Consider the following 13,024-nt stretch of genomic DNA (forward strand, 5'->3'; position numbering starts at 1 on the left):
ACCGTCAGAAAGGCAACCGCAGTCCGGGTGCGACGCTGAGCAACTGGCGCCGGAAATCCTCCTGGATGCGGGACAAGGCAACGCCGGTATCGCCCTCGAAGCGCAACAGCACCGCGGGTTGCGCCCGGGACGGACGCGCCAGGCCGAAGCCGTCCTCGTACTCCACCCGCACGCCGTCAAGGTGGATGACCTGCCGCGCGCCCAGGAAACGGCCCCGGGCCCGCAGCGCTTCTACCAGCCTGAACTGCTCGCCCTCGGCGGTGTCCAGGCGCAGTTCCGGCGTCGCGCAGGACTGCGGCAGGGCGTCCAGCACGTCGGAGGCATCGCGATGACGGGAAAGCAGCTCCAGCAGGCGCGCGGCGGCGTACAAACCGTCGCTGTAGCCATACCAGCGGTCGCGGAAGCGGATGCGGCCGCCGGCCTCCCCAGCAAGAAGCGCGCCGGTCTCGCGCAGTTTCTCGCTCATATGGGCGTCGCCGGCGCGGCACACGATGGGGATGCCGCCCAGTTGGCCGATTTCCCGGGCCAGATTGCGGCTGCTGCGCACGTCGTGCAGCACCGCGCCGCCGCGGTGGCGGCTCAGTACATCGCGTGCGAAGAGAATCAGCAGCCGGTCGGCGCCGATGCACGCTCCCGACTTGCTCACGACGATCAGCCGATCGCCGTCTCCGGCGATCGCAAGCGCCAGCTCGCAGTTCGAATAGCGCAGCTCCGCCGCCAGTTCCGCCACATGGCGGGGCTCGCCGGCGCGCGGACCGCCGTCGCCATGCACGCCGGTAATCTCGCAGTTCAGTTCGGTCACTTCACAGCCGAGCTCGCGCAGCACCGCGGGGGCGATGCTGCCGGCCACGCCGTGACGGCAGTCCAGCGCGACTTTCATTACGCGATCCAGCCGCACGTCGCTGACCAGGCGCGAGGCGTAGCAGTGCCCGGCGTCGATGAGCGCGCGCGCGCCCGGCGAGCCCGAGGCGGCGGCCGGCGAACGCATGCGGCCGTGCAGCGCGCGCAACGCCGCGTCGCCCAGCGTCACGCCGTCCAGCATGATCTTGAATCCGTTGTAGCGGTCGTCGTCCTGGCCGCCGGTGACGGAAACCGCCGCGCCCGTATCGGTCAGACGCGCGGCGAACCAGGCAAGCGGCGTGGTGGCCATGCCGATATCGATGACCGCCATGCCGGACTCGCGCACGCCAGCCTGCAGGGCCGCGGCCAGCTCCACGCTGCTGAGCCGCCCATCCTTGCCGATCACCACGCCGCGGCGATCCAGCTCCATCGCCCAGCCGCCCACGGCGCGGCCCAGGGCATGCGCGAAACGGGCATCGATCTGTTGGCCGACACGGCCGCGGATTTCATCGGCGCGAAAGACTTCCGGCGGGTAAGCAGCCGCCTGCGGCGCACCTGGCGAATCCATGAAGCCTCCGATGCGCTATGGCTGGTTCTCGCCGTAATAGGAGGCGCGGGAATAGCGATAGGGTCCGTACTTGGGCCGGTAACCCAGACCCTCCGATTGCAGCTTCAGGCCGTTGAAGACCACCCCGGCCACCGGCGCGCCGGCCTGCGCCAGCCGCTTGGCGGTTTCGCGGATCTCGCCGACGGTATTCATGCCCGAACGCACCACCACCATGACGGCGGCCGCATGCGCACCCACCACCGCGGCATCGGACGACGACAGCACCGGCGCCGTATCGACAATGACGATGTCGTAGTCGGCCGCCAGCGCGTGCAGGCATTCGCCGAAGGCATCCGACGCCAGCAGCTCGGAGGGATCGAACGTGACCTTGCCTGTGGAAATGAAATCCACGCCGTTCATGATGTTGCGCTTGGTCACGGCCTCCAGCGGCACGGTCCCCGCCAGCACCTCGAACAGCCCGTTCTCGGCCGGCGTGGCGAAATAGCGGTTCAAGGTGCCGCGCCGGAAGTCGGCATCGATCAACAGCACCCGCTTGCCCACCGCCGCCTGGATGAAGGCGAAGTTGGCAGACAGGAAGGACTTGCCCACGCCGGCGACCGGACCCGTGAAGACGACGATGTTGTTTTCGGCGTCGCGCATCGCCACCTGCAGCACCGTGCGGAAGCTGCGCAGGCTTTCGATGGGCGGCGTACTGCCGTTGCTCTGCGCCAGCAATGCAGGGATGCGGGCGTTCTTGCGCCTCGCACGGCGCCACAGCCGGTCCTGCAGGTCGCTGTACGGTACGGTGGCGAGCACCGGCAGCCCGGTGAAGCGCTCGATTTCGTCGGGGTCCGTCAGGCCGCCGAACAAGGCGTTGCGCAAGAACGCGGCCAGCACGCTCAGCACCAGGCCGGCCACCGCCGCGACGCCGAGCACGATGGGCGCTTTCGGGCTCAGCGGTTTCTCGGCTGGCACTGCCGTATCGACCACTCGGACATTGCCGACCTTGCCGGCCCGGATCATCCGCAATTGCTGCGCGTTATTGAGCAGCCCCGTATAGAGATCGGTATTGACCTTCACGTCCCGGGTCAGGCGCACCACGTCCTGCTCCAGGTCGGGCAGTTCGCGGATCTTGGTATTCAGCTTGTTCATGTCGCCGCTCAACGAGGCGATCTGCCGGTCGATGGCCTCGATGCTCGGATGGGTCGGCGCGAAGCGGGTGATGAGCTCCTGCCGCTTGGCCTTCAACTGGAAGATCTGGTTCTGCGTTTCCACGGACTGTCCCAGCACCAGCTTGGCCTCTTCACCGAGGTCGATCGTGCCGCGCGAATTACGCAGGGCGTTGTAGCGGCTTTCCGATTCCTCCAGCTGCTTCTTCAGCACGGGCAGCTGCTGGTCCAGGAAGGCCAGGGACTTTTCCGCCTGCGCCGTCTTGCGGTTGGTGTTCTGGCGCACGTACTCCTGTCCGATCTCGTTGAGCACGGCGGCCGTCAGCACGGGATCCTGGCCCTGCAGCGTGACGCCGATCACACCCGACTGGCGGCCGCGCTCGAAGATGCCCATGCGGGCCTGCAAGGCCTCGATCGCTTCCAGGCGCGAACTGCGGATCAGAGTGAACGACGTTTCCGGACGGGCCTGAAGCGCATCGATCTGGACCTCGATCGCGCCGCCCGGCACCTCGAAACGTTCGAGCTGACCGACGCGGCCTTCGAAACGGCGGTCATGCACGGGATCGATCAGCTCGTAGGCGCCGGCGCCAAGCGCCACCAGGCGCAGCTTCTTGCCGATCAGGTCGTCCGGCACGTCGATGCGGTTGACCTGGATGCGTTCGCCGCCCCACGCCCAGCCGCCCGGAATGGCGTCCCTGACGGCCGGCGGCAGCGCGAAGCTGTCGTGATGCTTCGCGAGCCACCGTCCCACGATGGGGAAGTAGTCGGGCGTGGCATGGACGTAGAGCTGGTAATAGTCCACGGCATGCCCAACCACCAGGCGGGACCGCAGGATTTCCATTTCGCCCGAAGCCGCCTGCTTGACGTCGAAGATCGCCGATACGTCGCCGAGGAGGCTCCTGGCCGTCCCCGATGGCAACTCCTCTTCCACCTGGACCGCAATATCGGATTGATACACGGGCGGCGTGACAAGGTAGAACGCCAGGCCGATCAGTATCGCGATAGCGGTCACGACGATGATCATGAAACGGTTCGCCAGCAATACGTCCACGTACGACATCATCGGCGTATCCGGCGCGCGGGCGGAGGCATATTCCAGCTGGAGAGGGGGCTGCTTCATTGTCGACTCGCTAAGTGGTAGGAACTTCATGCCGGCAACAGCCGGCACACGGCGGCCCGCATCGCAACGCCACGCGGGCCGCGAACGGGATGAATCAATCTCTGCGTACCGCGTCCACCGTCTGGACCGTCTGCGCGCTGGGGAACAGCAACGAGATGAAGCGGTTCCACCGCACCAGATTGCCCGCATCGACAAAGACCACGTCCTTGGACTCGAGCGGGAATTTCTGTGCGACCGCCATGGCCTGCGGCGACGCGCTGTTCAAACGGAATACTTCCGGTGTCGCGTTGGGAAGAGACCTCACGACATAGATGTTCGTCGGATTACTGGTGAGCTGGCTCGGACCAGCCGTTTCGCCCAACGCGTCGCCGAGCGTCAACACGCCATCGCGCATCGTCAGCGCCTGCGGGACAGTCACTTCTCCCATCACAAAGACCTTGTTCTCGTCGCGCGGCACCACGCGGACGATGTCTCCGGACTGCAGCAGGATGGCGTTCGGGTCGATGCCCGCCTGCTGAAGCGCCGGCAGATCCACGCGCGTCGTCTGGCCGCCGCGGGTGACGTAGACGCGGCTGCGATCCGCCGTGGCGAGCACGCCGCCGGAACGGTTGAGCGCTTCGGGCAGCGTCATCGGCACATCGGTGATCGGCATCGCGCCGGGCGTCTTGACCTCGCCTTCCACGTATACGCGTTTGCTGCGATAACCTAGCACGCGCACCGTGATTTGAGGATCCTGAATATAGTTGGCCGATCCGCGCGTAAGCACGTTGCGGACTTGCGCCTCCGTCAGTCCGGCTACCTTCACAAGGCCTACATAGGGGAACTGAATGTAGCCATCCGAGGACACCGGATAGCCCGGAATACCGGCGGCCGTGTCTCCAAGGCTCAGCTCGGTGGGACCCGTTCCGATGCTGTAGGTCTGCGTCGGAAGAACTAGTTCGGGATGGTCCCAGACCACGATCGAAAGAATGTCGCCCGGTCCGATCACGTAGGGCCGCGGCGTGCCGATAAGTTTACGAACGTTATCGCTGAGCGGCTGCGCGCGCGCCTGCGCTTCCTGCATGGCGAGCTGCGGCGTGATTTCCTTGACCTCGACCTTTGAGTTCGGATCGTTGGGATCGACGAGGAAGTCGGATTGGTAGCGCATGCCGGGCGCGAATGCGCAAGCGCCCAACAACGAAACAAGCGCGACCAACAGGCCGCCTCGGCAAAGCGTGCGAAGGATCGTATTCATTGGCGTTCCACGGTTAATCGACCGACTGAGGGCCTACTGTTTCGCGGTACTACGGCCGCGTAACGGGTTGCGACATTCCACGCGATTTCCGGGGTGCCGCACATTGAGCTGATGGCCTAATACCTCGCATCAGTCCTTTGGACGTTTCGACCCGCATGGGCGCTCCCTATGATTTTTCGGTCCACATACCGCGCCGCCGCGATCCGCAGCGACGCCGATCGAATCACTCTGGAGCACGTCATGAATACGTCGTCGGTGAATGTCTCGGGCAGACTTGCCGATACGAGCGTCCTGTACAGGCTGACCGATGCCGCCATCGTCGCGGCGGTGGGGCTGGCAGCAACATCGTGGCTGGATGCGCGCCAGGGGCCGGACATCGCGCCCATCCACGCGATGCTGGTGTATCTGTGCAGCTTCGGCACCATGGCGGTCTTTCCGGCATTCAGGCTGTACACATCGTGGCGCGGCCGCAGCCTTTTCGATCTGTCCATCCGAAGTCTCGCGGCATGGACGGTCGTGTTCGCGATGGCGATTCTCATCAGCTTCCTGAATCACCAGGTGGGCGCGATCTCGCGCTTGTGGGCGCTGGTGTGGTACGGGGGAACGGCGGGCGGACTGATCGGCGTGCGCCTCGTCGTGCACGGCATCCTCCGCGAGGCGCGCGACCGGGGACTGGACCGCAAGCGCGTGGTGATGATCGGCTTCGGCACGCTTGGACACGACCTGTGGCGCCGCGCTGCCGCCGCACGCAGCTCCGGTTATGAGATCGCGGGCATCTACGTCAATACCAAAGAGCATCTTCCCGCCCAGGCCCATCACCTGAACTCGCTGAGCGAACTGTCTCCCTTCATCCGCAAGCATGAGATACGCGAAGTGTGGATCGCGCTTCCGGTCGAATCGAGCCAGCTGGTGCGCGAGGCCATCTATCACCTGCGGCACGATCCCATCGACGTGCGCTGGATTCCGGACGTGATGTCGGTGCGGCTACTCGGCCATCGGGTCGATGAATTCCTGGGCGTGCCGGCGATCGAACTGAACAGTCTGCCGGCCGCGGGCATCCGCGGCATGGCGAAGGAAGTGTTCGACCGGGTATTCGCGTTTTGCGTGCTGGTCGGCCTGTCGCCGCTGCTGCTCGCCATCGCGGCCGCCATCAAGCTGACGTCGCGCGGGCCTGTGCTCTTCAAGCAGGCGCGGCTCGGCGTCGACGGCAAGGTATTCCAGGTCTACAAGTTCCGCAGCATGACCGTCCACAAGGAACGGGACGGCGTGGTGACGCAGGCCACGCGCAACGACTCGCGCGTGACGCGCATCGGCGCTTTCCTGCGCCGCACCAGCCTGGACGAGCTGCCGCAGTTCATCAACGTGCTGCGCGGCGAAATGTCGGTGGTCGGCCCGCGGCCCCACGCGCTCGAACACAACGAGCAATACAAGGACGTGGTCGCGCGCTACATGATGCGCCACCGCGTCAAACCGGGGATCACCGGGTGGGCGCAGGTCAACGGCTTCCGCGGGCAGACCGACACGGTCCACAAGATGCGCGACCGCGTCGAGTTCGACCTGTACTACATCCAGAACTGGACCTTCCTGATGGACCTGCGCATCATCGCCAAGACCGCCCTGTCGGGCTGGACCGGAAAAAATGTCTTCTGACGCGCAGGCTGTTCCCAGCGCCGGCAGGCTGAGCCCCGAACGATTCCGGCAGGCCGTCGACATGCTGCCGCTGGTTTCCATCGACCTTCTGGTGCGCGACCCGCGCGGCCGCTATCTGCTCGGCCTGCGCGGCAACCCGCCCGCGCAACGGCACTGGTTCGTGCCGGGCGGCCGCATCCGCAAAGGCGAGGCGCTGGCCGACGCCCTGCGGCGGCTGTCGCGCGAAGAGCTGGGCGTGGCGCTGCCGCCGTCGCAATGGCGCTTCCAGGGCGTGTACGAACACTTCTACGACGTCAATTTCGCCGGCGAGCCCGGCATGGCCACGCACTACGTCGTTCTGGCCTATGAGACCCGGCTGGGGCAGGAATCGCTCCCCGCCTCGCTGCCCGCGACCCAGCACCTGGGCTATCGCTGGGACACCCCCGAGGAAGCCGCCGCCGCTGCGGACGTGCATCCCTACACCAAGGCATACTTCACGGAGCAACATCAATGACTCGACCCTACCCCGAGTTTCGCCCCGTCATCCTCTGCGGCGGATCCGGATCGCGCCTGTGGCCGCTGTCCCGCGAGCTGCTGCCCAAGCAGTTCATCCGGTTGACCGGCGAACGCAGCCTGCTGCAGAACACCGTGATGCGTCTGGTCAATACCGCCGGCGCCGACCGCCCGCTGCTGGTGTGCAACGACGCGCACCGCTTCATCGCCGCCGAACAAATGCAGGAGCTGGCCAAGGTGCAGGCGGAACTGCTGCTCGAACCCTGCGCGCGCAACACGGCGCCCGCCATCGCGGCCGCCGTATTGCGGGCCACACGGGACGGCGACGACCCGGTCATGCTGGTCGTGCCTTCCGACCACGTCATGGAAGAAGGCGAAGCGCTGCGCGAGGCCTTCCGCCTGGCCCATGAAGCCGCCAGCCAGGGCGCGCTGGTGACCTTCGGCGTGCGCCCGACGGCCCCGCTCACCGGCTACGGCTACCTGCGCACGTCGCCGTCCGACGCGCCCTGGCACCGCGTCGAAGCCTTCGTGGAGAAACCCAACGCCGAACGCGCCGCGGAGTTCCTGCGCGAAGGCGGCTATTACTGGAACAGCGGCATGTTCGCCTTCCGGGCGTCCGTATTCCTGCACGAACTGGAACGCCATGCGCCGGCCATGCTCGACGCCGTACGCACCGCCGTGCGCGACGGCACGGGCGACGACGTCGCCTTCAAGCTGGGCGCGGAGGCTTTCGCCGCCTGCCCCAGCGACTCCATCGACTACGCGGTCATGGAACGGACCGACAGCGCTGTGGCCGTTCCGTTGGACGCCGGCTGGAGCGACGTGGGCGCATGGGATGCCGTATGGGACATCGCCGCCAAATGCCCGGACGGCAACTCGGTTTCGGGCGACGTCCTCATCGAGGACTCGCGCAACTGCCTGGTCCATGCAACGAACCGGCTGGTGGCGACGATCGGGCTCGACAACATCGTCGTGATCGAAACCGCCGATGCCGTTCTGGTCGTGCACAAGGACCATACCCAGGACGTCAAGCGCGTGGTGGAGACCTTCCGCACCCAGCATCGCAGCGAAATGGCGCATCACCGCGAGGTCAAGCGCCCCTGGGGTTCCTATGACTCCATCGGGCAGGGACCGCGCTACCAGATCAAGCGCATCACCGTGAAGCCGGGCGCGCGCCTGTCGTCGCAGATGCATCACCATCGCGCGGAACACTGGGTCGTCGTGTCCGGCACCGCGCGTATCCACAATGGCGACCGCACTTTCCTTTTGACAGAGAACCAATCCACCTACATCCCGCTCGGCGAGGTTCACTGCCTGGAGAACCCCGGCAAGATCCCGCTGGAACTCATCGAGGTGCAATCCGGCGCCTATCTGGGCGAAGACGACATCGTCCGTTTCGAAGATATGTACGGGCGGGTCTGACCGCTGCCGCGCCGCGCCCGTGCGCGGGCGCGACATTCTTTTCCAGCCGGCGCGGAGCCGGCGCCCGCGCGGGCCGACGACGTCCTAGACCTTCCGGCGGATACACCGGCCAGCGCGACCTCAGTACTCTTCTCGAACACTCAGCCATAAGGACACAGCCATGCCAAAACGGGCATTGATTACGGGAATCACCGGCCAGGACGGCGCCTATCTCGCCGAGTTCCTCCTGGACAAAGGCTATGAGGTGCATGGCATCAAGCGCCGCGCCTCGCTGTTCAACACCGCCCGTATCGACCATCTGTATCAGGACCCGCACAAGACGCCGCGCAACTTCGTCCTGCACCACGGCGACATGACGGATTCCTGCAGCCTTATCCGCATCGTGCAGGCGGTGCAGCCGGACGAGATCTACAACCTGGCGGCGCAAAGCCACGTGGGCGTTTCCTTCGAGGAGCCGGAATACACGGCCAATGCCGACGCGCTGGGCACCCTGCGACTGCTGGAAGCCATGCGCATCCTCAAGCTGGAGGATCGTACCCGGCTGTACCAGGCCTCCACATCCGAACTCTACGGCCTGGTGCAGGAAGTGCCGCAGCGCGAGACCACGCCCTTCTACCCGCGCAGCCCCTACGCCGTCGCCAAGCTGTACGCATACTGGATCTGCGTGAACTATCGCGAAGCCTATGGCATGTACGCCTGCAACGGCATCCTGTTCAACCACGAGTCGCCGCGCCGCGGCGAGACCTTCGTCACGCGCAAGATCACCCGCGCGCTGGCGCGCATCGCGCTCGGCCTTGAAGACTGCCTGTACCTGGGGAATCTGTCGGCCAAGCGCGACTGGGGCCATGCGCGCGACTACGTCGAAATGCAGTGGATGATGCTGCAGCAGGAAAAGCCCGAGGACTTCGTCATCGCCACCGGCATGCAGTACAGCGTACGCGACTTCATCAACGTGGCCGCGCGCGAGCTGGGACTGCTGCTCGCATGGGAAGGCGAGGGAGTGAACGAGACGGCGACCGTGCTGCTCAGTCCCGCCTACGACGCCGTCAAACCCGGCCAGGTCATCGTCCGCGTGGACCCGCGCTACTTCCGCCCGACCGAAGTCGAAACCCTGCTCGGCGACCCGACCAAAGCCCGCGAAAAACTGGGCTGGACGCCGCGCACCACCTTCGAAGGGCTGGTCAAGGAAATGATCGCCGCCGACCTGAAGGAAGCGCAGCGCGATGCGCTGGTCGAGCAGAACGGCTACGAAGTCTACGCCTACAAGGAGTAGCGAGATGGCAGACCTCGACCAGCACGTATTCGTGGCCGGCCATCGCGGCATGGTGGGTTCCGCCATCGTGCGCGAATTGGGCCGGCGCGGCTATCGCAACATCGTCACGCGCGCGCATCACGAACTGGATCTAGAGAACCAGAACCAGGTCAACCGCTTCTTCTGCACGCAGCCCGTCGACACGGTGTACCTGGCGGCGGCGAAAGTGGGCGGCATCCTCGCCAACAACACATATCCGGTGGACTTCCTGTACCGCAACCTGATGATGGAATGCAATGTGATCCATGCGGCGTTCGCGGCAGGGGTCAAGCGCCTGATGTTCCTGGGCTCTTCCTGCATCTATCCCAAGATGGCGCCGCAGCCGATGCGCGAGGACGCCCTGTTGACCGGTCCTCTGGAGCCGACCAACGAGCCCTATGCCGTCGCCAAAATCGCAGGGCTGAAGCTGTGCGAGGCCTATAACCGGCAGTACGGCACGCGGTATCTGTGCGCCATGCCGACCAACCTGTACGGGCCCAACGACAACTACGACCTGAACAACAGCCACGTCCTGCCGGCGCTGATCCGCAAGTTCCACGAGGCGCGCGAACAGGGCGCGCCCACCGTGACGATCTGGGGCACCGGACGGCCGCGGCGCGAGTTCCTGCACGTCGATGACCTGGCCCGCGCCTGCGTCATGCTGATGGAATCGGACGCGGCCGAAGGGGTCTACAACATCGGCGTCGGCACGGACGTCTCCATCGCCGAACTGGCCGCGCTGGTGGCGCAGGTGGTGGGGTACCAGGGTGATCTGGTCTACGACACGAGCAAGCCGGATGGCACGCCACGCAAGCTGCTGGACGTCAGCCGCGTCCAGGCGCTGGGATGGCGCGCCGAAATGGGGCTGCGCCAGGGCATAGAGGCCACCTACCACGACTATCTGCGCCATGCCGCCGGGCAGGCGCTGCCGCTGGCCTAGGCAAGGCCGGCGGCGTTTCGAGAGGCGGGTCTTTCGACAGGGCCCAGCGCAAACCGACAGGGGGATTCGCGTTCATGCGTGCGCTCGTCAGGAAATACATCGCCGGCAACGCCTCGTTCTGGGGGTTGATGGAGTACGGGCTGGGTCCGCTCATCGCGCTGGCGGCCACGCCGGTGCTGCTGCGCCAGCTCGGCACCGTCGGCTTCGGACAGTTTGCGATGATCATGGCCCTGGCGGGCTTCGGCAATGTGGCCAATCTGGGCGCCGCGGTGACGGGAACCAAGCTGGTATCGGAACGGCTGCATGAACCGGGCGGCGCCATGCGCGGCGCCGGCGTCAGCTTCGCGCTGGTGGGTTGCGCGCTGATCTTCGTCGTGGCCGTCGCGCTCGCCGTATGGGGCGCGGTATCGTGGCTGTGGCCGGCCGCCACCTTCGGCGGCATCCCGGTGTCCACGCTGGCGCTGCCCGCGATCACCGTCTATCTGAGCCAGCAGTTCGACCAGCTTTTCACGGGCTGCCTGAAGGGGCGCGAAGCCTTCGCCACCACGGCGCTGTGCGAAGTTGGCGGGCGCTTCACCGCCTACACGGTCACGTGCACGGTCGCCATGCTGACGCAATCGCCCACACTGGCCAGCCTGACCCAGGCGGGCGGCCTGCTGGCCACCGGGCTGCTGAAGATGCACCTGTTCGCGCGCCGGGATGGCCATGCCGTCGTTCGGCCCCTGCCCGACCGCAAGGCCATGGGCGACGCGTTCCGGTTCTCGCGCTGGTCATGGCTGAACAGCCTGAGCGCCGTGGCGTTCGGCTCGGTCGACCGCATCCTGGTGGGCTCGCTGCTGGGGCCCGCCACGCTGGCGATCTACACCATCGGCGCTCAGGTGGGTCAGATGATCCATACCGCTTCGGTCGCCGTTTTCCAGAAGACCATGCCCAGGGTCAGCCATCTGGCGTCCCGTCCGGACGGCGATCGCGCCGTCGGACGCGAAGTGCGGCGCCTGATGGCCGTCAATCTGACCCTGTCGGTGCTGGGTTCGGCCGCGGCGCTCACATTGAGCGCGCCGCTGCTGTCGCTGATGCTCGGTCACGCCTACAGTCCCGCGCATCTCGACACGTTCCGGCTGCTGATCCTGGCGGCAGGGCTGCTGTCGCTGAACGTCGTCGCGCACTTTTCTCTGCTCGGCATGGGCAACAGCCGCGCCGTCGCGGTGCTCAACGGCCTGGCCGGCGTCAGCATGGTCTGCGTGCTTTTCATGCTGGTCGCCCCTGTCGGCGAAAGCGCGGCAGGGTGGGCGCGCATCGCGTATTCCGTCACCACGCTGTGGGGGATTTACCTGGCGCTGCGGCAGTCGCGCCCGCCAGCCTACGTACCCGCTCCAACCGCAACACGGTAGTTTCCAAGATGCTGAGGTCCCTGATGCGCAAGCGCCATCTGAAATCCACCCAAACCCTGGTCGACTTCGTCAGCCGCCTGCAAGTGCCGCCACCGCCACCGGACACGAACCTGCCGAAGATCACGGTGGTGACGCCCTCCTACAACCAGGCCCGCTTTCTGGAGCGGACCATCCTGTCGGTGTTGAACCAGGGATATCCCAACCTGGAATACATCATCATGGACGGCGGCTCCACCGACGGCAGCGTGGACATCATCCGCAAGTACGAGCCGTACCTGACCTACTGGGAGAGCAAGCCGGACCGCGGCCAGTCGCACGCGATCAACAAGGGGTTCGCCATGGCCACCGGCGACTATGTGGGCTGGCAGAACTCGGACGACCTTTACTTTCCGGGGGCCCTCATCAAGCTCGGGCGCGTCGCGGCCAAGCGGAGGCCGCCCATCGTGAACGGGCACCTTTATATCGCCGATGGCGACAATCGGATATTCCGGCACGTCTACTACATCCCCCTTACGCGGGCCAAGCTGACGGTGGTGCGGGCCTCCATCCCGAACCAGGTCGCGCTGTTCCGGCGGGATTGCCTGGAACGGCATGGCCTGCTGAAGGAGGAGATGCGCTATTGCATGGACCTGGAACTGTGGAGCCGGCTGCTGCGCGATGGCCCCAACGTCATCGTGCCGGGCGCCATGGGCGTGTATACGGCGCACGAGGAGACCAAGACGGCGCTGCTGCAGGACGTGCTTGAGCGCGAGCGCGAACAGATCATCAGCGACATCCGCGCCACCGAGCCCGGCATGGGGCGGTTCTTCGGACTGTCGTGCCGCGCGGCCAAAGTCGCCGCGCACGCGCGCCAGGGCGACCTGGACTATCTGCTGGACAAACTGGTGCACAAGGTCGCCGGCCGCGACGACTGGCATGCACACTAGGG

The 13,024-nt window shown here is 66.0% G+C and carries 10 protein-coding genes; 7 read left to right on the top strand and 3 right to left on the bottom strand.

Annotated features, from left to right (window positions below):
• Positions 1–4: 4 nt before the first annotated feature.
• From CAL13_RS15280 to CAL13_RS15290, 3 genes are all read right to left on the bottom strand, one after another.
• Entirely contained in the window at positions 5–1,408 is a 1,404-nt protein-coding gene (locus tag CAL13_RS15280; protein WP_086072848.1) for a phosphomannomutase/phosphoglucomutase, read from the bottom strand.
• A gap of 15 nt (positions 1,409–1,423) precedes the next feature.
• Complete coding sequence (locus tag CAL13_RS15285; protein ID WP_086058154.1) at positions 1,424–3,676, bottom strand: polysaccharide biosynthesis tyrosine autokinase; 2,253 nt, start codon at positions 3,674–3,676, stop codon at positions 1,424–1,426.
• Positions 3,677–3,770: 94 nt separating this feature from the next.
• Complete coding sequence (locus CAL13_RS15290; RefSeq protein ID WP_198297855.1) at positions 3,771–4,910, bottom strand: polysaccharide biosynthesis/export family protein; 1,140 nt, start codon at positions 4,908–4,910, stop codon at positions 3,771–3,773.
• Between the two features lie 240 nt (positions 4,911–5,150).
• Here CAL13_RS15290 and CAL13_RS15295 point away from each other — a divergent pair, with 240 nt between their 5' ends.
• From CAL13_RS15295 to CAL13_RS15325, 7 genes are all read left to right on the top strand, one after another.
• A complete protein-coding gene (locus CAL13_RS15295) occupies positions 5,151–6,560 on the top strand; it encodes an undecaprenyl-phosphate glucose phosphotransferase (RefSeq protein WP_086059512.1) in 1,410 nt (469 codons plus the stop codon).
• Entirely contained in the window at positions 6,550–7,053 is a 504-nt protein-coding gene (locus CAL13_RS15300; RefSeq protein WP_086072849.1) for a GDP-mannose mannosyl hydrolase, read from the top strand. The genes CAL13_RS15295 and CAL13_RS15300 overlap by 11 nt, the downstream gene beginning before the upstream one ends.
• Positions 7,050–8,474, top strand: a complete 1,425-nt coding sequence (locus tag CAL13_RS15305) for a mannose-1-phosphate guanylyltransferase/mannose-6-phosphate isomerase (protein ID WP_086058156.1) — start codon at positions 7,050–7,052, stop codon at positions 8,472–8,474. Before CAL13_RS15300 ends, CAL13_RS15305 begins: the two co-directional genes overlap by 4 nt.
• A gap of 160 nt (positions 8,475–8,634) precedes the next feature.
• Positions 8,635–9,747, top strand: coding sequence for a GDP-mannose 4,6-dehydratase (gmd, locus tag CAL13_RS15310; protein WP_086058157.1), 1,113 nt, complete (start codon positions 8,635–8,637; stop codon positions 9,745–9,747).
• A 4-nt stretch (positions 9,748–9,751) separates the two neighbouring features.
• A complete protein-coding gene (fcl, locus tag CAL13_RS15315; protein ID WP_086058158.1) occupies positions 9,752–10,705 on the top strand; it encodes a GDP-L-fucose synthase in 954 nt (317 codons plus the stop codon).
• Between the two features lie 74 nt (positions 10,706–10,779).
• Positions 10,780–12,096, top strand: coding sequence for a lipopolysaccharide biosynthesis protein (locus CAL13_RS15320; protein WP_086072850.1), 1,317 nt, complete (start codon positions 10,780–10,782; stop codon positions 12,094–12,096).
• Between the two features lie 8 nt (positions 12,097–12,104).
• A complete protein-coding gene (locus CAL13_RS15325; protein WP_232467671.1) occupies positions 12,105–13,022 on the top strand; it encodes a glycosyltransferase family 2 protein in 918 nt (305 codons plus the stop codon).
• The last annotated feature ends 2 nt before the right edge of the window (positions 13,023–13,024 follow it).

The sequence above is a fragment of the Bordetella genomosp. 9 genome (assembly GCF_002119725.1).
In the GTDB taxonomy this organism is placed as follows: Bacteria; Pseudomonadota; Gammaproteobacteria; order Burkholderiales; family Burkholderiaceae_B; genus Bordetella_C.

Bases quoted from the DNA above. Each gene is read 5' to 3' on its own strand.
- CAL13_RS15280 (WP_086072848.1), bottom strand. From the start codon at position 1,408: ATGGATTCGCCAGGTGCGCCGCAGGCGGCTGCTTACCCGCCGGAAGTC.
- CAL13_RS15285 (WP_086058154.1), bottom strand. From the start codon at position 3,676: ATGAAGCAGCCCCCTCTCCAGCTGGAATATGCCTCCGCCCGCGCGCCG.
- CAL13_RS15290 (WP_198297855.1), bottom strand. From the start codon at position 4,910: ATGAATACGATCCTTCGCACGCTTTGCCGAGGCGGCCTGTTGGTCGCG.
- CAL13_RS15295 (WP_086059512.1), top strand. From the start codon at position 5,151: ATGAATACGTCGTCGGTGAATGTCTCGGGCAGACTTGCCGATACGAGC.
- CAL13_RS15300 (WP_086072849.1), top strand. From the start codon at position 6,550: ATGTCTTCTGACGCGCAGGCTGTTCCCAGCGCCGGCAGGCTGAGCCCC.
- CAL13_RS15305 (WP_086058156.1), top strand. From the start codon at position 7,050: ATGACTCGACCCTACCCCGAGTTTCGCCCCGTCATCCTCTGCGGCGGA.
- gmd (WP_086058157.1), top strand. From the start codon at position 8,635: ATGCCAAAACGGGCATTGATTACGGGAATCACCGGCCAGGACGGCGCC.
- fcl (WP_086058158.1), top strand. From the start codon at position 9,752: ATGGCAGACCTCGACCAGCACGTATTCGTGGCCGGCCATCGCGGCATG.
- CAL13_RS15320 (WP_086072850.1), top strand. From the start codon at position 10,780: ATGCGTGCGCTCGTCAGGAAATACATCGCCGGCAACGCCTCGTTCTGG.
- CAL13_RS15325 (WP_232467671.1), top strand. From the start codon at position 12,105: ATGCTGAGGTCCCTGATGCGCAAGCGCCATCTGAAATCCACCCAAACC.